The sequence below is a fragment of the Paenibacillus sp. 01T443 genome, from assembly GCF_056398325.1.
In genome coordinates this window covers 644,480-670,270 of sequence record NZ_JBFTPE010000008.1, presented here as the reverse complement: position 1 = coordinate 670,270, position 25,791 = coordinate 644,480, and the positions used below count along the sequence as shown (strand labels likewise).

Genomic DNA, 25,791 nt, shown 5'->3' with positions numbered 1-25,791 from the left:
TTTTCGCATTCGAGTTGTCGGCCTTGCGGCTTTATGTCAGAATGAATGATACATTGAAGTATTTATTGATTTTTGTTTTCGTTTGTTGTTGTTTATTGATTATATTATATCATTAATCAGAAAGGTGGAAAAATAGCATGTTTGCTTCACAAAGAAGAGAGAAAATCGTGGAATGGCTGCATCAAAAAGGACAGGTTGTCGTTAAAGAGCTGGCCGTGGAAATGAACGTATCGGAGGGGACGCTCCGCACCGATCTCCGATTGCTTGAAGATGAGGGCATAATTGAACGCACCCATGGCGGAGCCATTCTGGCGAATAAGAAGGCTGCGTTTCGCGGGGACTCTTTCTTCACGCGCAGCGAGCTGAACTATGCGGAGAAGAAAGCAATCGGACAGCAAGCGGCCCATCTTGTGTCAAAAGGGCAATGTATTCTATTGGATGCCAGCTCGACCGTGCTTGAGCTTGCGAAGGCGCTTGAGGATTGCGACTATTTAACGGTAGTAACCAATGGGCTCGATGCCGCGATGACGTTGAATCAGAACCCCAGAATCAACGTCATTCTTATCGGAGGCGTTCTAAGATCCGGCTCAAGAACGGTAGAGGGTGTACTAGGGGGAAATTTGCTTGACGGCATTCATGCAGACTTGTTCTTTACCTCGGCAGAAGGCGTCAGCATTGAGGAGGGCATGACAGATTTTAGCTTGTATGAGGCGGAGTTAAAAAAAAGAATGGCCTCTAATGCGAGAAAAACCATAGCGCTGGCTGATCACACGAAGCTTGGCAGGCGTTCGATCGCGACGTCTTTGGCGATGGCGCAAATCCATACACTCATTACGGATGCAAAAGCGGATAAATCGTACTTAGATCAAATAAAGGGCATTGAAATTAGGATAGCTCAGGTAAACGACAAGAAATGAGCAGTCATTTGACGGCGTTTCAAAACGCCGATAAAAGCATTCAATCGTTGACATACGGAGGCAAATGAAAGGAAAATAGAGGAGGGAAGAAACGGGGGGGATCTGCATGAGACTGGACGATATTGATGGTTTTATTATTGATTTAGACGGGACGGTGTATAAAGGCGGCCAAGCCATTGAAGGAGCGATGGAAGCAATCGCAAGCCTAAGGAAGCATGGGAAAAGGATTGTTTTTCTGAGTAATCGAGGAAATATTTCCCGGGTGATGTGTCAAGAAAAGCTGCTGCGTATGGGAATAAGCGCGACCGCAGACGAGATTCTATTGTCTTCAACCGTAACAGCAGGGTTCCTGAAGATGAACGATCCGCAGGCAAAGGTTTGGACGCTTGGCGACTCCGGATTAAGAGAGGAACTGTTATCTTGGGACATCACCTTGGCAAATACCCCGGAAGAAGCGGATAAGCTGGTCATTACGCTGCATGAAAGCTTGACCTACAAGGAACTCAATCAGGCTTTCCGTGCGGTTAACAGCGGTGCGGAGATTATAGCGACAAATGCGGATAAATCCTTTCCGGGAGAAGAGGGGGAGTCGATTGATGTTGCCGGGATGATAGGGGCGATCGTCGCTTCAACGGGGAAAGAGGTTAAAGCTGTCATTGGCAAGCCATCTCCTATCATGGCGGAGGCTGCGCTGCGCTGCCTTGGAGTTCCTCCCGAGAACTGTATCGTTATTGGCGACAGCTTGTTATCGGATATCGCTTTAGGAAAAAGGGCGGGAATGAGAACAGCGCTCGTGCTTAGCGGCTCGACGAGCATCCAGGATGCGGAATCAGCGAAGGAGCAGCCGGATTTGATTTGGGAGTCGATTGCAGAGCTGGTATCTTTACTAGAACTGAAGGAGGAGCTTGTATGAATGATGTGTTAGCCCGAATTAGAAAAGAAGCATCGAAGGAAAAGGGGATTGATCTTCGCGTCCTCGACATGGGTCCCGTTGTATTGGAAGCGGGGGCTATCAATCAGGCTGCCCCTTATCTCCAAGAGTGCAAGTATACGAAAGTAGTCATAGTTGCGGATTCGACGACCTATTTAATTGCGGGGCGGCTGCTGGAAGCAGCGATTGCAAAATCCGGCATTGCTGTTCATGTCACCATAATTAAACCCAATTCACTAGGGGATGTCATCGCTGATGAAGCATCATTGGTGCAATGCATATTGGATATAAAGTCAAAGTCTGCCGAAGCAGTTGTTGCAGTCGGTTCAGGGACGCTGCATGATATCGCCCGTTTTTCCGCATACTCCACGAGCGTACCGTTTATATCGGTTCCCACTGCGCCGTCCGTGGACGGCTTCAACTCCAAAGGCGCGCCGGTTATCCTTCGCGGAGAAAAAATAACGATTCAATCGATCGGCCCATCAGCTATTTTCGCGGATTTGGATATTTTGACGGAAGCGCCATCTGCACTTGTTGCCGCAGGCTTTGGCGATATGCTTGGGAAATTCACCTCGTTATTTGATTGGAAGTTCGGCGCAATGGTTGGCGGTGAGCCTTTCTCGCAAGTTGTGGCTGATCTGACTGAAAATGCCTTGCTCCAATGCGTAGAGCATGTTGATGCGATTGCCAAACGAAGTCCAGAAGGCATTAGACTTCTGACAGATGCGCTGCTAACCTCAGGTTTCGCCATGCTTTTATTCGGCCAATCACATTCTGCATCTGGTGCCGAGCATCATCTCTCGCATTACTGGGAAATGGAGTTTCTGCGTCTGGAAAGAAGACAAATTTTGCACGGCGCTAAAGTAGGCGTTGCTTGCGCGGAGATTTCTGCCCTTTATCACCGGTTAACAAAAGAAACGTTGCCTTTTTTAACACCTGTTCAGCATGAAGGTGCGCGAAAGCTTATCGCTCAAGTTCCTAATGAAGTAACGATCCGTCAGTTATTGGCTGCTGTAGGCGGACCGATGGAGCCGAAGGAATTAGGAATAGACGAAGAGCTGCTAGAGAGAAGCTTGCGGGAAGCGCATCATATTAGACCAAACCGCTATACGCTGTTAAGCGCTTATAATAAAGAATGCTTGTAACGCTAGCAAAAGATAGGCTTATTCGATGTCCTGATGACATGCGGATAAGCCTATTTTCTTATTTCGGAGAGCGGTTCTGCCGAGAGCTGAAATGAATATAAGAAATGTGAAGCCGTGCCAAAGACAAACAAGCTGTAATGTTTTACAATATCGTTATTGCTATTCATATTGCGGCAGGTGGACAACGCATTCAGTATAACGACTACATACCCCTCAAAGGAGCTGTTCTGAAATGAAAGGAATTCATAATCCGATCGTGCCCGGCTGGTACGCTGATCCTGAAGCAAGAACCTATGAAGGAAAGCACTGGATTTATGCGACTCGTTCTTTTACGGAATATACGAAGCAAATGAATCTGGATGCATTCAGCTCCAACGATTTAATTCATTGGGAGAAGCATGAAGGTATCATAGAAATGTCTGATTTTCCATGGGTGTGGAGAGCGGTATGGGCGCCTACGATAATCGAGAAGCAAGGGAAATATTATTTGGTTTTCGCATCGAATGACATCCAAACGAACGATGAGATTGGTGGCTTGGAGATAGCGGTGGCTGATCGCCCCGAGGGTCCTTTCAGAGGGTATTTGGGCAAACCGCTCATTGATCGCTTCATTCACGCTGCTCAGCCGATCGATGCCCATTTGTTTAAAGATGACGATGGGACCATTTATTTATATTACGGCGGATGGCGCCATTGTAACGTAGCGAGAATGAACGAGGATATGACGGGATTCATTCCGTTTGATAATGGTGAAAACTTCTTGTCTATCACGCCTGAGGGCTATGTTGAAGGACCGTGTATGATCAAGAAAGAAGGGCTGTATTATCTAATGTGGTCACTCGGAGATTGGGTGAATGGATCATATCGCGTTGCCTACGGCGTCAGCGAAAGCCCGCTTGGGCCATTCGAGAATAAGGGAACCGTTCTTGAGAGACAAGAGCCAATAGCGGAAGGGCCTGGCCATCATGGATTTCTCCATCTTGCCGAGAGCGATGAGTGGCTTATCGTATACCATCGGAGAATCATTGGGGACAAGGAAGYAGGAAACCGAATGCTGTGCATAGACAGAATGAGCATTGCAAATGGAGAGATTCAGCCGATCGTCATGACGGATGCTTGGTAAGGCGCTGCCGATAAATTTGTGATACTATAATTTTTATCAGGCAGTTGAAGACTGAAAGGGAGAGAGCTATGTGCAGAAATATTAAAACCTTATTTAATTTCGAGCCTCCGGCTACCGATGGAGAAGTTGAAGCAGCTTCCCTGCAATTCGTAAGAAAGCTTTCCGGTTTTAATTCGCCTTCGAAAGCGAATGAAGAGGCGTTTAATCTGGCTGTGCTTGAAGTAGCTGCGGCTGCACAGAAATTATTGGACTCCCTGGTCACGAATGCCGAGCCGCGTGATCGCGAGGTCGAGATTGAACGTGCCCGCATAAGAAATGCCAAAAGATTCGGTACTTCTGAATCTTAATCATAGAATGGAAAATAAACCTCAGGTTGTACTGAGGTTTATTCTTTTCCACTCCAAATGAGCCTGCCATGCCCTCTTCCAAAGCTCATCCCGTTCTAAGCTGCTGTAGTTAACGAGCTTTTCTCCGAAAATATCCGCTAGAACCTCAAGCCATTGAGACTGATTTTGGATTTCTGTTTTCACAATGCCGCTTTGCACGCGTTTTTTCCATACACAGCCTCTAAGCTCATGTCCTTCTGTCTCGTTTCGGTTCCGAATTAAAAAAACATCGAACCAAGGAGATGCCGTTGAACGGCTGTAATGTTCATGCTTAGGAATGAATTCCTCCATATCTAGCACAACAGCTGGGTCAAAATCCACGCCAACAAAGGAAGCGAGGGAATCATGCTCGATGCGCCAGCCGTTCGAAGCTATGCTGGATCCCGTCACTTTATAGGAGTATGGAGCTTGCAGATAGGTTCCGAATCGCAGCGGCAAAGGCTCGAAGGGGAGATCGCCAAGTCCGGCATCAATGATCCATTTTTCTTCTTCAAGCTGTTCATTCCGCAAGCTAACCGTTAGTCCTAAATGAAAGGAGTTAATACAAGGTTCAGCACCCATTGGCTGTACGCCTGCGCGGTGCATAGAAACCTTGTAGCCGAGTGATTGGAGCAGCAGACTGAACGCTCCGTTAAGGTGAAAGCAGTAACCGCTTCTCCCGTTTAATATGAGCTGAACGGATTGTTTCCTATCTATAGCAGCGGGCTTTCGGCCAAATATGTCGACGGTTTGCCAGGATAGATTTTTTACATGGGCTTTGTGCAGCTCAAATAAATAGGCTTTCGTCGGAGCTTCGACGTCTGTGACCCCGATTCTGTTTAAATAAGCTGTAACTTCCGTTTTCGTTAATGGATTCATGGGATTTCACCTCTGCTGTTCATGCGTCTTAAATAACATCGTAATCGAGATCGATCAGGCAGACAATAAAAAAAAGGAGCAACTGTACCGGTACAGTTGCTCCTTTTTATGAGTGAATAGTATGTGAATGACTATTCTATTCTTGGTTTTGCTGGATCACATGCGGGGAAAGGAACGGCACCGCATTCTGCTAATTTTAATAAGTAGTAACACTCTTCGCGAAACATATGATCAGGCATGAGAGGATTAATTCGACTTAGCAATTCGGCGCTTAATTCAAGTTCTTCTATTTCTTTTAAGAACATCATGAAGACCGACATTTCCATATCGACGTCGATATGAAATCTTGCCAGTGCGGGATAGTGTTCGCGCATCGTCCTCATATATCCAGTTAGTTCAATTGCTTTTAAATAAAATTCGTTAAAATGCTTTTCGAATTGTCTACTCTTTTGGATTAATCTTTTTTCTACGGCATCAAGATCCATCGCAATTGCCGAGGCATGCCCGGCTGCATCAGGTAACCATAACAAATCATGGTGTAAGGATGAAAAATGGGGAACGGGTTTTCCTTCTACTAGAGAAGTGAGTATTTTGATATATTCTTCAAGCTCATTGACCATATGATTGATAAAGGTAGGAGGCAATCCAATGGCGAGTTGTCCAAGCAACAGGCGGTCTAGCAGCATTAGCTTAAATTCACGTAGATTGGAAGCTGACTCATATGCTTGTTTATTGAGCAGTGACAAACGTGCAGAAGCATCTGGCTGACGAGCCTGTTCGAGTAACTGATCGAATAGTTGGATAAATAGGCTAGCCCTTTCTGCTTCAATCACCGTTGGCGATAAAGCATTGAAGATAAAGCGAGCATGATCACCCAAAATTTGAAGCCAAAATCGATGCTCAAATATGGCTTGTTCTTCCATACATTCTCCTCCTTAAACTGCACCCATAAGACCAACTATATGATTAAATACAAACGGATATGAAAGTCCCCATAGCCTGTAGATAAAGAGGGTTAGGAGCCTTCATGTTAATTGGAGGTATGAAGCAGATTAGCATGGCTCAGGTTGTAGGAATTAAAAACAAGTATTTGTACATATATTGTTTGGAAGCATTTAACGTGGTGAGAGGAGACATCATCGTGAATGAACAGGTACGTTACTATAAGACCTTCGTAAGTCCGCTCGACCCTTGTCCGCCAATCCGAATAAAAAGCTACAGCACGCCGCCGCAATTGTTTATCCCCTTTCAACCACCAAATCTTCCACAATTCACAGCCTTCGAGGCATTAAAACATGGCACCCTTTGGCCGCTGCTCTATAGTCCTTATGACTCTAAAAACGTTAGACAGGAAGAAGGTGATTAGGGTGTCCATTGTATTGAATGAGGAATATTACAAGCTGCTGCACGAATTGCAGGCAGTCGATTTTGTGTTGGTGGAGTTGAATTTATATTTGGATACGCATCCGATGGATTCGAATGCCATACAGCAATACAATCAATATGCGCAGCTCAGGCAGCAAATTGCGCACCGTTATGAGTCACAATACGGCCCTTTGAAAAATTTTGGTCAGAGCTTCTCCAACACCCCATGGTGTTGGAATGATGCCCCATGGCCGTGGCAGGTTTAAGTGACGCGGCTGGTTAGCTCGTATTTTGGAGGAGGTGCCGTAGATGTGGGTGTATGAGAAAAAGCTGCAGTATCCGGTTCGCGTCAGCAAATGCGATCCTTTAATGGCTAAGTTTTTAATGGAGCAGTATGGGGGCGCCGATGGGGAACTTGCCGCGGCACTTCGTTATTTGAACCAGCGTTACACGATACCGGATAAAGTCATTGGTTTACTTACGGATATTGGCACGGAGGAATTCGCCCATCTCGAGATGATAGCCACCATGATCTACAAGCTGACTAAGGACGCGACGCCGGAGCAGTTAAGGAAAGCGGGATTAGGCGATCATTATGTCGCGCATGACAGCGCCTTATTTTATCAGAATGCATCCGGCGTGCCGTGGACGGCTGCCTATATTCAAGCGAAAGGCGATCCGATCGCGGATCTGTATGAGGATATTGCGGCAGAAGAGAAGGCGCGCGCTACTTACCAATGGTTGATTGACCTTACGGATGACGTGGATCTGCAGGACAGCTTGAAGTTCCTCCGGGAGCGGGAAATTGTACATTCACTGCGGTTTCGGGAAGCGGTGGAAATACTAAAGGAAAAGCGGGATGAGAAAATATTTTATTAGATGGAAGCCTCTCTACAGTGAAGTCATTTTACTGTAGGGAGGTTTTTTTTTATTATTTTCGGCCTAGTAACATGAGTTAAGGGCACTTCTTCACTAAGTTTAATGACGTATCTTGACATCAGTTTAGAATAGAGTTATAACTAAAGTGTATTTATAAAGTATATTTATTAAGTCTCTTTAATAAGGAGGGCCAAAGTGGAGAAAGCTAACGCAAATTTAATGAAAGAAATAAATCTGAATAATCTCCGTCGAGTGATGAAGCAGGTGGGAATAGCAACAAAGCCCCAGCTTGCTGCATTGACGGGACTTAGTGTCGTAACAATTAACTCGCTTGTGAAAGAGTTGCTTGATTTTGGGGAGTTGTTAGAAGATAAATCCATTCCCTCAAACGGAGGGAGACCTGCTTTAACCTATCGATTCAATTATGATTTCAGTCTCGCACTAGCCATACACTTGAATGAAAAACAAGGCAGCGACGTCATTTTCGCATCCGTAGTTAATTTACACGAGGATATTCTAATGAGAGAAGAGCATGTCATCCAAGCTTTCGATCTCAATCGTTTCCTTGAAATGATAGATCGCATTCTTTTTTTATTCCCTTCCATTAAGTCAATCGGAATCGGAATTCCCGGACAAACCATAAACGATAAAATCGAAGTGACCAGTCATGAAGAGCTGCAAGGAATCAGCCTATTAGCAGAGGTGCAAGCCAAATTTAGTTTGCCTGTGATTTTGGAGAATGACGTGAATGCTGCTGTTAGCGGTTATTGCTTTAAAGAGCAGCTAAGTGATAATCAGATCGTATTAGGTATTTATTTCCCAGAAAAGTATCCACCGGGGCTAGGCATTTTTCTGGATGGAAAAATTGTAAAAGGGAAGAACGGCATGGCGGGAGAAATCAAGTTTCTTCCCATGGATATAGACTGGAAAAAAAGGTTTTCCACAGAAGAATTTGTAGAAATCGTTTGTAAAGTTATGCAAACGCTCAATGCTGTACTTGCCCCGGATCAAATCGTGATTTATCGCGAAAATTTTGAAGAAAGCACTTTGCTTCAGGCATGGGAAACTTTTATATCAAAATATAAGATTCCATCACTCCCTGAAATTAGTGTATCCCATACGTTTATCAACGATTTCGAAGAGGGCATGAAAGGGTTAGCCTTACAGGAACTAAGCCCGTCTACTCTGAATTTCTAGTAAAGTGACCTAAAACGATAAGGATTACTCTTGTATAGGAAGGCAGAATTATTTTACAACTAAAGGAGTTTACTCATGGCAACATGGTTTCTATTAATCATTTATCTTGCGTTTATCAGCTTAGGGATTCCTGACTCTCTGCTTGGATCCGCATGGCCGGTCATTCATCCTGAAATTGGGACTTCGTTCGAATCGGCTGGTTTACTGTCCATGATTGTATCAGCCGGAACCATACTATCCAGCTTGTTCAGCGGCGGCATGATCGAGAAGTTCGGAACAGGTAAAGTTACTTTAATCAGCTGTATTTTGACGGCGGGGGCGCTGCTTGGCTTTTCATTTTCGCCTTCATTGTTGTGGCTTTTGATTTTGGCCATCCCTCTTGGTCTTGGAGGAGGAGCTGTCGATGCAGGGCTCAATAACTATGTAGCCACTAACTATAAAGCCCATCATATGAGCTGGCTGCATTGTTTCTGGGGTGTAGGTGCTACCATGGGGCCAATGATTATGTCCTACTTTATTGCGAATCATAACTCATGGAGACAGGGCTATCTGCAGGTTTCGTTGATCCAATTTGGCCTCGAAATCGTCTTGCTTGTGACACTTCCATTATGGAAACGTGTTGCCTCCCTGAAACAGTCTACCGCACCTGCAGTAAAAACCGGATCAAACAGCAAAAAGATGTCAACACAATCAGAAACGATGAGGTTTACCAATCCGCTTCATATTAGAGGAGTTAAGCCTTCGCTTATTGCGTTTTTATTTTACTGCGGTGTTGAAGCAACGGTCGGTTTATGGGGGGCTAGCTACCTTGTCGGGGCGAAAAATGTCTCTGCGGAAACCGCTGCAAGTTGGATATCTTTGTACTACGGCGGAATAACGGTGGGAAGGCTTATAACCGGATTTGTAACGCTTAAAATAAACAATCGTGTTCTAATTCTGCTAGGCCAGCTCATTGCGCTTACAGGCGGACTTATTCTATTGCTGCCTTTGTCTGACCTATTCACTCTCATTGGATTCATTCTTATTGGTTTAGGGCTTGCTCCTATTTATCCTGGTCTGCTTCATGAAACGCCGGAACGGTTCGGAAAAGAAAACTCGGCTAAATTGATGGGATATCAAATGGCAGTTGCATACACAGGCACTACGCTGCTGCCCCCTCTTTTTGGTCTCATCGCTTCCTATACAACCATTTCATTGTTCCCGGTATCTGCACTGGCCTTTATCCTTTTTATGTTGTTCAGTTCAGAGAAAGTAAACCGCACATTGAAACAAAGAGCTTTATAGAAATGATAGAGGTGAGTGTCATGATTAAAGTATTGATTGTGGATGGTGAAAGCAGGGCAAGAGATATCATTAAAACGTTCGTTCAATGGGAAAAGCTTGGTATGGAGCTGGTCGGGGAAGCAGAGGACGGTCAAGATGCGCTTCGCARAACGGATGAGCTGCATCCGCATGTCGTGATAACAGATATACGGATGGGTACATGCGGAATTGGGCTGCTCCAGGCCCTGTATGAACGATATCCACAAATACGGACGATTGTCGTCAGCGCCTCTACAGATTATCATTACGCAGCGGAAGCTCTTCGTTATAGAGTATTGGATTATTTGCTTAAGCCGGTCGATCAGATAGAGCTGAATTCAGTGCTTCTAAACTGTAAGAGAATAATCCGATCAAAGAATTTTAATTGCTAAGGAAATGTCACAAGATAAAACTTTCCTAGACCGTACAATTCAGAGCAATTGAGCTAACTTGGAGAAGCAGCAGAAAAGATTTTTCATTCAGGTTAACCTCCCCGCAGCGTACTTTGTTGCGAGGAGGTTTTTTACGATTATAAGCATCAGCAATTTATTTACTCTGATTTCCAAGTTATTAAGTATATATAAAAAAAAGTGCGGAAATTCAATAGAGGAATGACGGATACGTGAAAGTTAGAAAGGCCGCGGTAATCTATCATTATAAATAAGAACAACAGCTCATGAAGTGCAGAAAAACAAATGTTGACGGGGGGATGTAATCAAATGACGATTGCAACAGGCATTAATATTTTTTCTGTTTACAGGGAACTTGGTGAGGATTACTTTGGCACGCTGGAGAAGGTCGCCGATGCTGGGTATGTAAATATCGAGCTTGTCGGATTCAACATGAAGACTTTTACGCGTTACATCGATGAGATTCCTATGGAATCGGCAAGGGATAAATTCAAATCGCTTGGCCTAAAGGCGGTATCTGTTCACGAGGGCACGGCACCGGGGCAGGAACTGACTTCCCATGATTGGGATACCATTATGAAGTATTATGCAGGTCTCGAATGCGAAAACATCGTACTTCCTTCCGTGTGGATTAAAGATCGTGAGGATACGCTGCGAGCCGCTGAACAGATGAACAGCGTCGGCAAGAAAATGAAAGAGGGCGGTTTTCAGTTCTATCTGCATAATCATGCCCATGAATTTAAAAAAATCGGCGATCAAACGCTGTTTGACCTTCTATTGCAAAATACGGATCCATCCTATGTGAAATTTGAAATTGACTTGGCATGGGTGATGCGTGCAGGCATCGATCCGATCGCTGTCCTAGAGAAGCTTGGAGATCGCTGCGATATCGTTCACCAGAAGGATTTAAGCAGAAACCTTACAAGCCAGCTTAACATTATGGAGGCTATGCAGCAGGGCGGAGACGAGGCTCTTGAACCTTTTGAAGTTTACCGGAAATATATAGGCCCCGGTGATTTCGTGGATCTCGGCACAGGCATGTTTGATTTTGCTTCGGCATACGAGCAGATCCGTGCGATGGGTCATGTCCGTTATGCGCTTGTCGAGAACGAGGGAGAGTCGAAAGACAAGTTTGGCAGCATCCGTAAAGATCTAACCGTGCTTCAAAAAAATGTTTAGACCCTAAGGAGGAGAGATTAACATGAACAACAGAAAGCTGAAGATCGGAATTATCGGATGCGGAGGCATTGCCAACCAAAAGCATATGCCATCGCTAGCCAAACTCACGCATTTGGGCGAAATGGCTGCCTTCTGTGATGTTATAGAAGAGAGTGCCCAAAAAGCGGCCAAAAATTTTGGAAGCGAGAACGCTAAGGTGTACGTCGATTATAAGGAATTGTTAAAGGATGAATCCATCGATGTAGTCCATGTGCTGACCCCGAACCTGCAGCATTCCTACATAACGGTAGATGCACTGGAGGCAGGCAAGCATGTCATGTGTGAAAAACCGATGGCCATCAATTCCATTGAAGCGAAAAAAATGGTAGAAGCCGCAAACCGGACGGGAAAGAAATTGACGATTGGTTACCAAAACAGGTTCAGAAACGATTCCCAGGTGCTGTATAAAGCATGCCGCGAGGGTGAATTGGGAGATATTTATCTTTCCAAAGCGCATGCGGTTCGCAGAAGAGGCGTTCCTACATGGGGCGTATTCCTTGACAAAGAACAGCAGGGAGGCGGGCCGTTAATCGATTTGGGCACGCATGCGCTAGATTTAGCATTATGGTTTATGGACAATTATAAGCCTAAATCCGTGTCGGGTTCTGTATTTCATAAAATGTCCGATAAGTTTGAAGGCAATATGATGGGCCCTTGGGATCCGGAAAAATACCATGTGGAAGACTCTTCGTTCGGATTTATTAAAATGGAAAATGGCGCTACGATATTTTTGGAATCGGCATGGGCGCTAAACATGACTGACGCCAAAGAAGCGATGACCACGCTTTGCGGAACGGAAGGCGGAGCGGAAATGAGAGCGAGTTCCGTTTTTGGCAAAAGCGATGTCATTTTTAACAGCACCAAGCATGGCCAGCTTGTCGAAACGAAACCTTCCATTAGCGGCGGAATCGCTTACTTTGGTCCAGGTGCCGAGGAAGATGGAGTGAAAGAAGCGAGACAGTGGCTTGAAAGCATTATTAATGATACGGAGCCGCTCGTTAAACCGGAGCAAGCTCTAGTCGTTACACAGATACTAGAGGCCATTTATCTCTCAGCCGAAACGGGCAAAGTCGTAGAATTTGAATAGCCTCTTCGTTCGATCTGTCGAAATAGAATAGAAACGCAGGCCTTTCCAGCACTTGGAAAGGTTTTTCTGCACACATACGGAAATTCGTTCAAGTTTGAAAGCGTATTCTATGGTTAATCGTGGTATAATGCTCATTATTTATTTGATAGGCAGAAGGGGGCATTCCGGCACTTGAAGTTATTCAATCGTTCGTTATTTAACTCACTGCGCTTTAAGCTGGTAGCAGGACTAATGCTCATCATGCTGCCGATGGTGTCCTTTTTAATTTACAACAACTATTATTCGATGGATGTCGTACGTAACCAAGTTGCGCAATCCAACAGTAACATGTTAAATCTTTACATGGGATTAATCGACACAACGCTACTGGATATCGATAACTACTTACTCAAATTCGCCGCGGAAGAAACCGGCTTATATATACTCGACCGATTGCCCGAGGTCGATAATGATCTGTACAATTTGGAACGAATATGGCTGTTTACGGAGCTGCGAGATAATGCCACGTATTACAAGGCATTGGATTATTTCTTCGTTTATTCGCCCTTAAATAAGGATTTGCTCTTCGCGCCTAAGCTTACGGGATCCGCGTATACGAATAACGATTCCATTAAGGATGCCATTTCTAGGCTCCTGAGCGACGAACAAACCATGAAGAACTATCAGTATGATAAATGGACTGTCCTGCCCATGGACGAGCAGAATTATCTCCTCCACATTATTAAAGCAGGCAACTTGTACATAGGAGCAGGGGTTAACGCGGATGATGTGATGGGCCCGCTTGATCTTCTTGATCTGGGCACCGAAGGCAGATCGCTGCTGGTGGATGGAAACCATGCACCCCTCCAGGACGCGGCCTTCTTTAAAGAACATGATATCAATCTTTCCTACACATCTAATACGTACCGGCTAACCGGCGCCGAAGACCGATATCTCGTGATTGGCGAGGAGTCTGGTAAAGGTGAATTCGGATTGGTTGCCGTGGTTCCCGACCAGAACATATTGGAGAAGCTTCCTTATTTGCAAAGGATTATTTTACTTATTGCGACGGGATCTATCCTAATCCTATTGATTTCCGTTTATTTCCTGCGCAGAGTCGTTTTATTGCCAATTAACCGGATCGTAGTGGCCATGCGTAAAATCAAAGAAGGATATATGGAAGCAAGAATCCCGAATAAACCGGCTTCCAATGAATTCGAGTTGATGAACGAGACGTTCAACAGCATGGTTTGTGATATTCAACAATTGAAAATTGATGTGTACGAGGAACAATTGATTAACCAGAAAGCGGAGCTTAAGCAGCTTCAACTGCAGATCAACCCTCATTTTTTCCTGAACAGCTTAAATATCGTATATTACTTAGCCCAAGAGAAGAAATACGGATTGATACAGGAGCTTTCCTTCTCTCTGATCCGGTACTTCCGATTCATGTTCCGTAGCCAGACGGATTACGTTCTATTGCAGGACGAGCTAAGCCATACCGAAAATTATTTAAAAATCCAAAATTTCCGATTTCCCGGAAGCTTGACCTATGCGATCTCCGCTCAGGATGAGCTTCGTGAATGTTACATTCCTCCGCTAATCATCCAAAGCTTTGCGGAAAATACGATCAAGCATGCGATTAATACGGATGAACCTACCCATATTGCTATAGAGATCGAGAGAATGGAATCGATGCCAGAAGAAAGGCTGCTCATCCGAATTCGCGACACAGGTCGCGGATTCTCGGAAGAAGTGCTGCAGAAGCTCCATCAGGAGGTCAACCTGATGAATGAGGATGGCGAGCATATCGGAATCTGGAATGTGCGGCGCAGATTACGTTTGCTATATGGGGAAAAGGCTGGCATTGCTTTCTCGAACGAAAATGGAGCCGTAGTGGAAATGATCTTGCCTTTATCGAGAGAAATGAGGTAGAGAAGATGTACCGATTATTAATCGTTGATGATGAGGCGTTTATCGCAAATGGTATTAAAGCGAGCGTTGACTGGCAAAAGCTAGGCATAGTAAGCGTATCTATAGCTAACAACCTCAGGCAAGCCAAGGAGGAATTTAACAACCAGCCGTTCGATATGATGATTTGCGATATTGAAATGCCGCAGGGCAGCGGACTCGAACTTTTTGAATGGGTACGTGGGCAGTACCCGCAAACAGAGTGCGTCTTCCTGACCTGTCACGCCGACTTTCAATATGCGAAGAAAGCGCTGCAGCTAGGCAGCTTCGAATATTTGCTAAAGCCGGTTCCCCATGATGAATTGAAGCTTGTGATGACGAAGCTTATCGAGAAAATCAGGAAGGAAAAGGAATCGGCCACCAGGGAGAACGAACGTTTTTGGCAGGATGTGTTGAATCAAGCGATTCCGTCTAATTTGGATAAAATGATGGAGGTCATCGGAAAGCAGAAGCTTCCTTATGGCAGAGACATGAGGTTTCTGCCTGTCGTCATAAGCATCCAGCATTGGGAAAAGTCTTTAACCGCCCGTGACGCTCAAATAATGGAGTATGCGCTGCGCAACGCATTGGAAGAGGTCGTAATTCAGCGGGACAAGACCGCACAAATCGTCCGTATTAATTCGGACTACCTGCTGGTCATTTTTACGCAAGACCTGCCGCCTGATGGAGGCTGTGATTATTTTTGCAAGGAAATTAAGGACCGCTGCAAGGCTTTTATCGAGGTATGCAATCATTATTTGTATTGCCATCTCTCCTGCATGATCGGCAAAGGAGTACAGGCGCATGTCGTGCGGAATATGGTCGAAGAGCTAATGGCGTTCAAGAAGAATCAAGTGAATTGCGTTGACCGCGTGATGTTAATTGACGAGAAAATGAAGAAAGAAGCTCAGATTCCACAACCTCCCATGAATGTATGGACAGAGCTCATCAAACAGGGAAATAAGAAAAAATTGCTCGAGGAGTCGCAGCAATTTCTGGATTCTTGGAAACGAATCGACTGTTTAGGCACCAAAGGCCTGCAGCAGTTTTACCAAAGCTTCCTGCAGATGATCCTTCATACGCTGCAGCAGCAAGGGCTGCGCGCAGATGAAATTTTTTCGGATCATTTGCTTCCAGAGCGGATTCTGTCGGCTACGCGGAGCGTGAAGGATCTTCAGGATTGGGTGAGGGATGTGCTTGAGATAGCACTCGTTCATATTCAAGGCCTGGAATCGAATGAGACCGTCGTAGAGAAGATCAAGCGCTATATTGCGCTTCACATCGATCAAGAGCTTTCGAGGCAGTACATCGCCGACTACATTGGGTTGAGCCCGGATTATATCGTTAAACTGTTTAAGAAAGAAACTGGCCTTTCGATTTCCGACTATATTTTGAGGGAACGGATCAACCTGGCGAAGGAGCTGCTGTCAATGACAGAAACCACGATCAGCAACGTAGCGCTGACGGTCGGCTTCTCGAACTTTTCCTATTTTTCCACGCTGTTTAAAAAAGAAGTATCGATGACACCTCAGGACTTTCGCAAGTGTTGTCCCCAAAGATAAGCGGTGCCGTTAGAGGATAAAACGCCTCTGACGGCCATTTTTTTACTCTTTTTATGATGTCGGAAACTCAAAAGCTAAATGTCGGATTATTAGTAGTTGGTGTATTTGCTTTGCGATAGTATTAGACCAAGCAGTAAAATAAATAAAGCTAAAGGTGGTCGAGACCCGTGCAAGCAAATGCTGAGACGCCAATCCCCGATATGAAGCAGGTCTCATTGAAGATGGAGAAGAAAGCAACATTCGCATTGGAGATGAGGAAGGTAAAGAAATACCGCGCATTGGTGCTGATGGCGCTGCCCGGCCTTTTGTACCTGCTGATCAACAATTATTTGCCTATGTTCGGCATTGTCATCGCGTTTAAGGATATCAATTTCGCGAAAGGCATTATGGGCAGCGATTGGATCGGATTGAAAAATTTCGAATATTTGTTTAAAACGACGGATGCTTACATTATTACTAGGAACACGCTGCTTTACAATATTACCTTTATTTTGTTGAATACCGGAATCGCGTTGGCGTTAGCGATTATGCTGAATGAAATACGCGTGCGGTTATTTTCTAGAATGTACCAGACATTGATCTTGCTTCCTTTTCTGATCTCTATGGTTATCGTGGGTTACCTGGTACTTGGTTTTCTGGATGTTGAAAACGGATTCATGAACAAAACGCTGCTTCCTTCCTTGGGCTTAGATCCAATCTCTTGGTACAGCGAAACGAAGTATTGGCCATGGATCCTGACGATCGTGAGCGTATGGAAGGGCGTAGGCAACTTGTGCATCATTTATTTGGCGGCAATCATCGGCATCGATAACGAGTATTATGAAGCGGCAACGATTGACGGCGCTAACAGATGGCAGCAAATTTTGAAAATCACGCTTCCGCTCGTTGCGCCGGTGATCACGATCATGACCTTGCTCGCCATCGGTCGTATTTTCTACTCCGACTTCGGATTGTTCTTCCAAGTTCCGCTTAACACGGGCGCCTTGATGCCGGTTACGAACACGATCGATACGTATGTATACCGCGCATTGATTAATCTTGGCGACATTGGGATGTCCTCCGCGGCAGGCTTGTACCAAGCGTTTGTCGGATTCATTCTCGTCATCGTATCCAATGCTGTCGTTAGAAAATACAACAAAGATAACGCGCTGTTCTAGAAAGGGAGAGGTACTATGCAAAAATCCGGCAAGCTTTATCAATGGATCATTAACCTTATTATGCTGGTCTTCACATTCTTCTGCGTCATGCCGTTCTGGCTTCTGTTCTCGGCTTCCCTTACCGACGATATGGAGCTTGTACGCAGCGGATACGCCTTTTTTCCCGATAAAATAAGCTTCTCCGCTTACGGTTATTTGTGGAACAGCTCTTCGGAAATATTTCGTGCATACAGTATCACGGTCTTGACCACGGTGATCGGCACGGCACTCGGTTTGACGCTTACAGCGATGGTGGCTTATCCGCTTTCGCGGCTCGAAATGCCGTTCCGCAACTCGCTAGCTTTCTACGTGTTTTTCACGATGCTATTTCACGGGGGCCTAGTACCGACCTATTTGCTCTATACTAATTATTTCGATTTGAAAAATACGATGCTGGCCTTAATCATACCCGGCCTGCTGATGAATGGATTTTTCATTATTCTGATGCGTACCTTTTTTGCAAGCTCGATTCCAACGGCCATTATTGAATCGGCTTATATCGACGGTGCGAAGGAATGGAAAATTTTTTATAGCATCGTATTGCCGCTGTCGACGCCGGTCCTTGCCACGGTAGGTTTGTTTTATACAATATTGTTCTGGAACGATTGGTTTAACGGATTGATTTATATTACCGACAGTCAATACTACAGTCTTCAGAACCTGTTGAACCGAATTCTACTGGATGTTCAGTTCTTGCAGAGCTCGACGCAAGCAGGAAGCAGAAGCGCTGAAATCGCAGCTAATATTCCCCTTGCATCAATGCGGATGGCGATGGCCGCAATCGGGGTAATCCCGCTGTTGATCGCCTATCCGTTCTTTCAAAAGTATTTCGTGAAAGGCCTGACAATTGGCGCTGTAAAAGGATAATAGAGAAGTAATCATACATGGGGGAGCAGGATGAGATTGGACAGAAAAGCATTCAAGACGGCTGCGCTGCTGCTGCTTGCCGCAAGCATGATGTTTACGGGCTGCGCATCGAAAGAGAACCATTCCACGGGTACTGTGGAGGAAAGCGGAAACAATGCCGAGACGGATACCTATGAGGTAACGATGGTCTACCCTGCGAGCTTAGAGCCTAAGGATTTGCTGGTTGTCCAGGAGGAAATCAATAAGATTACGAAGGAGAAAATTAATACCTCTGTAAAGCTTATTCCAATCGGCTGGGGAGCATGGTCGCAGCAAACGACGCTGATGCTGTCAGGCAACGAGAAAGTCGACTTAATCGTCAGCGGGCTTGGAACTTACAGCCAGCAAGTATCCAAAGGCCAGCTGCTGGAGCTTGACGAGTATCTGGCCGAACAAGGGCAAGGGATCGTGGGAGCGCTTGAGGGCCTTGATCCGGATTTCCTGAATGCTGCGAGAATTGGCGGCAAAATTTACGGCGTACCGAGTATCCGGGATTTGGCATCCGATTATGGCATTACGATGCGTAAAGATTTGGTAGAAAAGTACAATATCGATACAACTGCCATTCAATCACTGGATGATTTGGACATCGTTTTTCAAACGATTTTGGAAAATGAGCCAGATATCGTCCCAACGGTGAAGTACTGGATCTCCATTATCGATACTTACATGAACAGCTACTTTGATAATTTGGGAGACGGTTTCGGCGTGCTTCCGGGTTATGACAATGGTCTTAAAGTCGTAAACATGTACGAGACTCCGGAGTATGCCAAGCTGCTGAATACGGTGAGAAGATGGTATCAAGCAGGTTACATTGCCAAGGATGCCGCCACAAGTACGGAGACGCAATACAATCTAGTGAAGGCCGGCAAAGCGTTTTCGTTTATCTCTCATATGAAGCCCGGCATTGAAAATCAAGAATCGAAAATGACAGGCAAAGAGATGATCTCGGTCCATTTAAGGCCTGCTGCAACAACGACGTACAATATTACTTCCGTCATGTGGAGTATCGCGAGAAACTCTAAAAATCCGGAAAAAGCAATGATGCTGCTTAACCTGATGTATACCGATAAAGATCTGATCAATCTGTTTGATTATGGCGTTGAAGGTAAGCATTACGCAAAGGTAACAGATAACATGATTGATTTCCCAGAAGGCGTAAATACGTCGAATTCGGGCTATAACCTGCAGATGGGCTGGTTGTTCGGCCACCAGTTCCTATCCCATATTTGGAATGGGGATGATCCAGAGCTTTGGAACGAGCTAGCGGCATTTAACAAAAATTCTTTGAAGTCGAAGGCGCTTGGCTTCACCTTTAATGCAGATGCGGTTAAAACGGAGATTGCCGCGGTGACGAACGTATCGAACCAATACAAAATCGCTTTGGAAACGGGTACCGTTGACCCTGCGAAGCAATTGCCGGAATTTAATAAAGCTTTGAAGGCAGCGGGCATGGATAAGATCATTACCGAGAAGCAGAAGCAGCTTGATGCTTGGGCGTCTTCAGCAAAGTAGTCAACAACGATGAAAGGGCGGTGCAGACATTCGGATGCACCGCCCTTCCTATAAATAAAAACCAAATGAAAAGGCGGGATTGCAAATGGAAACGATTTTGAAACGAATTCCAGATTCCAATGCGGAGGGAGAGCTGGATCCGAGAGTCTTGGACGTACTAAGCCGAGCGAGGCGTGATTTCTTTGAAGCCGCTCAATCAACCAAGCTGGAACCAAATTCAGGAAGCTTCTCTATCGAGAAGCTTAGAGAACTCATGGGATGGCCGAACACGGATGTTACCCGGACGGCTATTCAAACCGAATACCGGGAGATTGCCGGTACCAATGGCAGCATCCCGTTACGCCTTTATTCGCCGGAGACGGCCGGCGACCATCCTTGCATTTTGTTTTTTCATGGCGGCGGATTTATCGGAGGAAGTCTGAACACGGTCGAAAATCCGTGCAAGTCGCTCGCGGAAAAAGCCAATGCCGTGGTGGTTTCCGTGGATTACCGCTTGGCTCCTGAGCATGCTTTTCCCGCTGGACTAAACGACTGCTTCGATGCAGTGAAATGGGTGTACAGCCACGCCACTGAGATTGGCATTAATCCGCATCAAATCGCCGTTTCCGGCGACAGCGCAGGTGGGAACCTGGCAACGGTATGCACGATGCTGGATCGTGAGCAAGGTACCGGCATGATCAAATTTCAAGCACTTATTTATCCGACAGTCAACATGGCGGGCACGCCAACCGAAGATTTTGAATGGAGCCTCGATCAATACACCGTGAATAATCATCGGGAGTACATCATTCCTGCTATTGAAGGATTAAAAGAGGGCGGCAGCTTTATGCATGATATGTATTTACAAAAGCAAACGGATCCGGAGCATCCTCATGTCTCGCCATTGCTTGCTGAAGATTTGACGGGGCTGCCGGAGGCACTCGTCATCGTGGCCGAGTACGACTACCTACGGCTGGAAGGCGAGGCGTACGCGCGCAGGCTGTCGCGTTCAGGCGTTCAAACCAAGCTCATTCGCTATTGCGGCATGGATCATGCATTCATTGATAAAATCGGTTTGTATCCGCAAGCGGAAGACTGCATGGAAGAAATCGCGGAGGCAATCAAGCAGCGATTCTCTTGATCAGAACTGGGACGTAATCGTATTCCGGCATCTGAAAGATTCACAGCGGAAAATCGAAAACGGGATGTCGGAATTATGAAAGTTAGATGCGGCATTTTCATCTATTCTACTAAGTGTACACGCTTTCATTTAAATAAATTGGGAGGTCACAGCAATGACAAAGAACAAATATGTGGCGAAAACGATTCTATTATTGGCTCTCGCAATGACCATGCTGATCAGCGCGTGCAGCAATGGAGGAAGCAATGCCGCTAGTTCAGGGAACGACGGAGCAGCCGCAGAAGGAGAAAGCGGCAACGCCGGCGGACAATTAAAGCCTGTTGAGCTAGTGATGGTATTCCCTGCAGCCGGGGAGCCGAAGGATATGAAGCTGGTTTCGGACGCTATCAACAAAATGACGAAGGAAAAAATTAATGCTACTGTTAAGCTGATTCCAATCAGCTTTGGAGCTTGGACGCAGCAAAAAACGCTGATGATGTCCGGCAATGAGCAGGTAGACCTGATCGTGAGCGGACTCGGAACTTACAGCCAAGATGTAGCTAAAGGACAGTTTCTTGAACTTGACGGCTATTTGGCTGAGCAAGGCCAGGGGGTTGCGAATGCGCTTGATTCCCTTGATCCGGCGTTCTTGAACGCAACGAGAATTGACGGGAAAATATACGCCGTTCCAAGCATCAGGGATTTGGCAGCAGACTATGGCATTACGATGCGCAAGGATTTGGTAGATAAGTACAACATCGATACGGCTGCGATAAAATCATTGGAAGATCTGGACGCGGTCTTCAAAACCATTAAGGATAACGAGCCTGGCATCATTCCGACAGTCAAGTACGGAACCTCTATCCTTGATATTTATGTAGGCAGCTTCTTTGATACCTTGGGTGACGGATTTGGCGTGCTTCCAAGCCATGACAACGGCCTAAAGGTCGTGAACATGTATGAGACGCCGGAATATGCAGAAATGTTGAATACGGTCAGAAGATGGTATCAAGCAGGCTATATTGCCAAGGATGCTGCGACAAGCACCGAGACGCAATACAATTTGGTGAAGTCCGGCAAAGCCTTCTCGTTTATTTCCCATATGAAGCCGGGTATACAAACCCAAGAATCGAGGACGACAGGCAAAGAGATGGTGTCGATTCACTTCCGGCCTGCGGTCACAGCAACGTCTAATATTACATCCATCATGTGGAGCGTTGCAAGAAACTCGAAGGATCCGGAGAGAGCGACGATGCTGCTCAACATGATGTATACCGATAAAGACTTCATTAATTTGCTGGATTACGGGATCGAAGAAAAACATTACGTGAAGGTGTCCGACAATGTCATTGACTTCCCGCAAGGCGTAGATGCAACGAATTCCGGCTATAACCTGCAAATGGGATGGATGTTCGGGAACCAGTCCCTATCCCACATTTGGAACGGAGACGACCCGGAGCTATGGAATCAGCTGGCGGAGTTTAACAAAAACGCTATAAAATCGAAAGCGCTGGGCTTTACCTTTAATGCCGACGCCGTCAAAACGGAAATCGCATCGGTCACGAACGTTCAGAACCAATATAAAGTTGCTTTAGAAACGGGAACCGTTGATCCAGTGGCCAAGCTGCCTGAATTTATTAAACAGCAGAAAGCAGCCGGCATTGACAAAATTATCGCAGAAAAGCAAAAACAACTGGACGCATGGGCAGCAGCTAATAAATAGTTATGAACGATCAGCCCCAGTTATGACGGAGAGTCATAACTGGGGCTTTTTACGATTTGGAAAGCAGGATGCATAAATTCCCTTTAAAATATTGATATTAAAGAAGCCAATCCATCAATGACAAAGGAGACTTAAAATGCAGCAGCAAACGCAAATCAATACAAATTCACAAGGTTCTCAGGCATTCAATCATGGAGGCCATGAGCTCTTTGATATGCATGAAGTACTGTCTTGTTCAATCGGTATGTTGGATCAATTTATGATTTTCAGGCAGTATGTACAGGATGTCGAATTACAGGATATTTTGGATCGTCAATACAACTTTGCTCTTTCCCAATACAATCTGACAGCGGAATGCTTCGCCTCAGGCCAGAAGCCAAGCCAAGAAACATCAACGTATCTGATAAAAGAAATGACCCCGGCACTCTACGGTTTACAAGCGACGCAGCCGAAAAAGCCCAATCAATCCCTCGCTGACGTAAAGGACGCAGGCATTAGCGGATATATGATCGGACTTGTAAAATCCCATGCTTCCCTCTTGGCGATGGCTGCCGTTGAAGTTACGAATCCGGTCGTACGCCGGGTGCTGGCTTCGCAGGTGCAAAATTTTATTGAAATGGCCTATGAATTATTTATGTATCAAAATAAACATGCCTATTACCAAGTGCCGCAATTAGCAGCCAATGATATGCAAATCATGCTTAATGCTTTTGTGCCTGCAAACGGTATGCCGCAAATGCCGGCTAATACAATTCATTAATTTGGCATGAAAGGAAGGCTGCCCTATGGCGGCCTTTTTTTTTATAGCATCTGCCGATTGATTCGGTACTCATAATTGTTTTTACAAAGTTGAAGGAGATCGTATTTTAGTCCTCGCTTAGGCTGTGTGAGGATTATTTGCTTTTCTCCTCTTTTTTTTAGGGATGCCTGTACTTTCTTCCGGTCGGAGACGTTACTCACAATTAATTCATCTGGCTTTGACTCGGCATATCTCGTTATGATAAATTGATCGCCGGCAGCTTCATCTCTCGATTCTCCAAGCTCAAACATCTGAAAGTCGCTAAGCATCCCCGCTTGAACTTTTGCAACCAGCACATGGGAATGACCAAAGTAGATAACATCCTGATCGATTACGGCTTCCCTGTCTACGATCTGTTTGTCTTCGGCTTGCTCCAAATTTCGTATGCTGATGAGCATTTGCTGCGCTTTTTCAAACTCCATTTTTGACGCATAAGTCTCCATTTGGGTATATAGGATTTCAATCAGGCCTTTGCCTCGATGAGCGAGCAGCTCCGAGGCTTGGCGGACGTTATTCAAGTAGTCCTGCTTCGTTATTTTGCCTTCGCATATGCCGCTGCATTTACCGATATGGTAAAGAAGGCAAACTTGCTTTGGCATGGTTTTGCAGGTGCGAAGACCGTAATGCTCGGTTACGAATTCAAGCAGCGCATCTCGAAATCGCGCGTTTTTAAAAGGGCCTAACCGATGTGTTTCCTCTGGTTCAGCGATTTTCTGTTGACGGCTGCGGTTCCGGTAATACACATCCAAACGCGGAAGCGGGTCGGCCGTAAGCTGCAAATAAGCATAGCCGCTGTTATCTCTTTTTAATGCTCGATTAAAGGGAGGCTTATGAATTTTTATTAAGTTATTCTCGAGGAGTAAGCTCTCAGCTTCATTATTGACAAGGACGACCTCAATGGACGATATTTCCTGTACAAGCTGCTTAATCCTTCGATGGGTATGGTTTTTCGTGAAATAGGAACGCAGCCGGCTTCGCAGGTTTTTGGATTTTCCGACGTAGAGGATGCTGCCTTCTTTATTTTTCATCAGATAGCAGCCGGGGCTTATCGGGTATTCGGCTGCCTTGAACAAGAATGACACCAAGCATCCTCCTCCTCATATGATTTGATGGTATGACGAAAAAATAGAGACAAAAGAGAATGATTTCATCCGACACTATTCGACAATCGTATGAATAATTCCTTGTTTTACAAATAGGATAAAATAACGAAGAAAAGAGGAGACGGCCCTCTGCACAGGGGACGTCTCCTCTTCATGTCAAACGTATTCTCCGATATCGAAATCGGTTAGGCTTGACTTGCGTTTGATTCAGTGGTGATCATCCAGCGTATACCGAATTTGTCTTCGATTTGTCCGAATAAGGAGCCCCAGAAAGCAGGCTCTAAAGGCTGATGGATTTGGCCGCCGATTGCTAATTGATTGAAGGCTTGCCGTGCTTCAGCTTCTGAAGCGAATTCAAGGTTTAAATGAACGGCGTTTCCGCTCTGCACAGGCTCAAACACAGAGTCTGACATAAAGAAATTGACGCCTGCGGCATTGAAACAGAGGTGAATGATTTTGTCTTTGAGCTCCTCGCGTGCGTCGGGAAGCTGGCCATGCGTCAGAATGGAATTGATTTCTCCTCCAAGTGCCTGCATGTAAAATTCGGATTGCGCTCTTGCGTCCTCGGAAATGATGTAGGTTGTGTATTTTGCCATTCTAAAACATCCTTTCTTAGTGGGTTTAAACATACTCCAATCGTATCATATAAAGCGGGCATCGATTTCTTACGGATTGCTATTCTATTAATCAGATGTTTTTATGAAAATCAAAGGGATTTCAAGCATGTGAGCGATAAGAAAAGAATGCATAGGTTGTAAGCGGTTAAATGATTCCGCATGATTCCAAATCAAATCATTTTAGACATTTATGATCGTTTACAATGGCAATGGAAAGGAGTAAGATTCAGAACGTAATCCAATGCCGTAACATTTTCTGATATTATCCTTGATCGCTGAGTTCTGAAAAAGAAGCGGGGGAACCATGGAGACCGATCATTCGATCTTGTCTCAGGGGTGAATCACTTGGCTTTGCCAAGCGTAGGGCGACTTTTGCGTCCGAATCCGACAGCTAACCTCGTAAGCGTCCAGAAGAGGAATTTATCACGAACGAACCAAGTTTATTTGGTAAGCCGTGGGAAAGTCCTTACTTTCCTGCGGCTTTTTTTGTGTTCTAAACGGTATTTGACATTTTATTAGAGTAC

The 25,791-nt window shown here is 45.4% G+C and carries 25 protein-coding genes and 1 riboswitch; of the genes, 21 read left to right on the top strand and 4 right to left on the bottom strand.

Annotation, left to right across the window (positions count from 1 at the left end):
* The first annotated feature begins 137 nt into the window (after positions 1–137).
* The 5 genes from AC1DLI_RS16900 to AC1DLI_RS16880 all read left to right on the top strand — a co-directional run bounded on the left by AC1DLI_RS16900 (position 138) and on the right by AC1DLI_RS16880 (position 4,463).
* Positions 138–917, top strand: coding sequence for a DeoR/GlpR family DNA-binding transcription regulator (locus AC1DLI_RS16900; RefSeq protein WP_477604492.1), 780 nt, complete (start codon positions 138–140; stop codon positions 915–917).
* A 106-nt stretch (positions 918–1,023) separates the two neighbouring features.
* Positions 1,024–1,830 (top strand): HAD-IIA family hydrolase, encoded by an 807-nt coding sequence (locus AC1DLI_RS16895; protein WP_477604490.1) that lies wholly within the window; start codon positions 1,024–1,026, stop codon positions 1,828–1,830.
* Positions 1,827–2,993, top strand: coding sequence for a sn-glycerol-1-phosphate dehydrogenase (locus AC1DLI_RS16890; RefSeq protein ID WP_477604488.1), 1,167 nt, complete (start codon positions 1,827–1,829; stop codon positions 2,991–2,993). The genes AC1DLI_RS16895 and AC1DLI_RS16890 overlap by 4 nt, the downstream gene beginning before the upstream one ends.
* A 232-nt stretch (positions 2,994–3,225) precedes the next feature.
* A complete protein-coding gene (locus tag AC1DLI_RS16885; protein WP_477604486.1) occupies positions 3,226–4,116 on the top strand; it encodes a glycoside hydrolase family 43 protein in 891 nt (296 codons plus the stop codon).
* 68 nt (positions 4,117–4,184) lie between these two features.
* A complete protein-coding gene (locus tag AC1DLI_RS16880) occupies positions 4,185–4,463 on the top strand; it encodes a DUF2277 domain-containing protein (RefSeq protein WP_477604484.1) in 279 nt (92 codons plus the stop codon).
* 21 nt (positions 4,464–4,484) lie between these two features.
* Here AC1DLI_RS16880 and AC1DLI_RS16875 read toward each other — a convergent pair whose 3' ends face one another.
* Both AC1DLI_RS16875 and AC1DLI_RS16870 read right to left on the bottom strand, forming a co-directional pair.
* Entirely contained in the window at positions 4,485–5,360 is an 876-nt protein-coding gene (locus AC1DLI_RS16875) for an arylamine N-acetyltransferase family protein (RefSeq protein WP_477604482.1), read from the bottom strand.
* A 131-nt stretch (positions 5,361–5,491) separates the two neighbouring features.
* Positions 5,492–6,283: a DUF2935 domain-containing protein gene (locus AC1DLI_RS16870; protein WP_477604481.1), complete on the bottom strand. Its 792-nt coding sequence runs from the start codon at positions 6,281–6,283 to the stop codon at positions 5,492–5,494.
* A 218-nt stretch (positions 6,284–6,501) separates the two neighbouring features.
* Here AC1DLI_RS16870 and AC1DLI_RS16865 point away from each other — a divergent pair, with 218 nt between their 5' ends.
* The 16 genes from AC1DLI_RS16865 (at position 6,502) to AC1DLI_RS16790 (ending at position 23,508) form a co-directional block, all read left to right on the top strand.
* A complete protein-coding gene (locus AC1DLI_RS16865) occupies positions 6,502–6,726 on the top strand; it encodes a spore coat associated protein CotJA (RefSeq protein ID WP_477604480.1) in 225 nt (74 codons plus the stop codon).
* Position 6,727: 1 nt separating this feature from the next.
* Positions 6,728–6,991, top strand: coding sequence for a spore coat protein CotJB (locus tag AC1DLI_RS16860; RefSeq protein ID WP_477604478.1), 264 nt, complete (start codon positions 6,728–6,730; stop codon positions 6,989–6,991).
* A gap of 43 nt (positions 6,992–7,034) precedes the next feature.
* Positions 7,035–7,604 (top strand): manganese catalase family protein, encoded by a 570-nt coding sequence (locus tag AC1DLI_RS16855; RefSeq protein WP_477604476.1) that lies wholly within the window; start codon positions 7,035–7,037, stop codon positions 7,602–7,604.
* A 195-nt stretch (positions 7,605–7,799) separates the two neighbouring features.
* Entirely contained in the window at positions 7,800–8,801 is a 1,002-nt protein-coding gene (locus tag AC1DLI_RS16850) for an ROK family protein (RefSeq protein WP_477604474.1), read from the top strand.
* Positions 8,802–8,876: 75 nt separating this feature from the next.
* Positions 8,877–10,085, top strand: coding sequence for an MFS transporter (locus AC1DLI_RS16845; protein ID WP_477604472.1), 1,209 nt, complete (start codon positions 8,877–8,879; stop codon positions 10,083–10,085).
* A gap of 20 nt (positions 10,086–10,105) precedes the next feature.
* Positions 10,106–10,495 carry a response regulator gene (locus AC1DLI_RS16840; protein ID WP_477604470.1) on the top strand — a complete coding sequence of 130 codons (390 nt, stop codon included), beginning with the start codon at positions 10,106–10,108 and terminating at the stop codon, positions 10,493–10,495.
* Between the two features lie 327 nt (positions 10,496–10,822).
* Positions 10,823–11,692 (top strand): sugar phosphate isomerase/epimerase family protein, encoded by an 870-nt coding sequence (locus AC1DLI_RS16835; RefSeq protein ID WP_477604468.1) that lies wholly within the window; start codon positions 10,823–10,825, stop codon positions 11,690–11,692.
* Positions 11,693–11,714: 22 nt separating this feature from the next.
* The gene (locus AC1DLI_RS16830) at positions 11,715–12,818 is read left to right on the top strand and encodes a Gfo/Idh/MocA family protein (RefSeq protein WP_477604466.1); all 1,104 of its coding nucleotides are present in this window, start codon (positions 11,715–11,717) and stop codon (positions 12,816–12,818) included.
* A 171-nt stretch (positions 12,819–12,989) separates the two neighbouring features.
* Positions 12,990–14,732 (top strand): sensor histidine kinase, encoded by a 1,743-nt coding sequence (locus AC1DLI_RS16825; protein ID WP_477604464.1) that lies wholly within the window; start codon positions 12,990–12,992, stop codon positions 14,730–14,732.
* 5 nt (positions 14,733–14,737) lie between these two features.
* Positions 14,738–16,309, top strand: a complete 1,572-nt coding sequence (locus AC1DLI_RS16820; protein WP_477604462.1) for a response regulator — start codon at positions 14,738–14,740, stop codon at positions 16,307–16,309.
* Positions 16,310–16,530: 221 nt separating this feature from the next.
* The gene (locus AC1DLI_RS16815) at positions 16,531–17,466 is read left to right on the top strand and encodes an ABC transporter permease (protein ID WP_477605046.1); all 936 of its coding nucleotides are present in this window, start codon (positions 16,531–16,533) and stop codon (positions 17,464–17,466) included.
* A 15-nt stretch (positions 17,467–17,481) separates the two neighbouring features.
* The gene (locus tag AC1DLI_RS16810; RefSeq protein WP_477604460.1) at positions 17,482–18,372 is read left to right on the top strand and encodes a carbohydrate ABC transporter permease; all 891 of its coding nucleotides are present in this window, start codon (positions 17,482–17,484) and stop codon (positions 18,370–18,372) included.
* A 30-nt stretch (positions 18,373–18,402) separates the two neighbouring features.
* Positions 18,403–19,926 carry an ABC transporter substrate-binding protein gene (locus tag AC1DLI_RS16805; protein WP_477604458.1) on the top strand — a complete coding sequence of 508 codons (1,524 nt, stop codon included), beginning with the start codon at positions 18,403–18,405 and terminating at the stop codon, positions 19,924–19,926.
* Positions 19,927–20,011: 85 nt separating this feature from the next.
* Entirely contained in the window at positions 20,012–21,046 is a 1,035-nt protein-coding gene (locus AC1DLI_RS16800; protein ID WP_477604456.1) for an alpha/beta hydrolase, read from the top strand.
* A 154-nt stretch (positions 21,047–21,200) separates the two neighbouring features.
* Entirely contained in the window at positions 21,201–22,748 is a 1,548-nt protein-coding gene (locus AC1DLI_RS16795; protein ID WP_477604454.1) for an ABC transporter substrate-binding protein, read from the top strand.
* 136 nt (positions 22,749–22,884) lie between these two features.
* Positions 22,885–23,508 carry a spore coat protein gene (locus AC1DLI_RS16790; protein ID WP_477604452.1) on the top strand — a complete coding sequence of 208 codons (624 nt, stop codon included), beginning with the start codon at positions 22,885–22,887 and terminating at the stop codon, positions 23,506–23,508.
* 41 nt (positions 23,509–23,549) lie between these two features.
* Here the strand turns inward: AC1DLI_RS16790 and AC1DLI_RS16785 are convergent, their stop codons facing one another.
* Together AC1DLI_RS16785 and AC1DLI_RS16780 are read right to left on the bottom strand one after the other, a co-directional pair.
* A complete protein-coding gene (locus tag AC1DLI_RS16785; protein ID WP_477604450.1) occupies positions 23,550–24,629 on the bottom strand; it encodes a GIY-YIG nuclease family protein in 1,080 nt (359 codons plus the stop codon).
* A 206-nt stretch (positions 24,630–24,835) separates the two neighbouring features.
* Positions 24,836–25,246, bottom strand: a complete 411-nt coding sequence (locus tag AC1DLI_RS16780) for a VOC family protein (RefSeq protein ID WP_477604448.1) — start codon at positions 25,244–25,246, stop codon at positions 24,836–24,838.
* A 284-nt stretch (positions 25,247–25,530) separates the two neighbouring features.
* Positions 25,531–25,688, top strand: a riboswitch (cyclic di-AMP (ydaO/yuaA leader).
* Positions 25,689–25,791 lie beyond the last annotated feature (103 nt).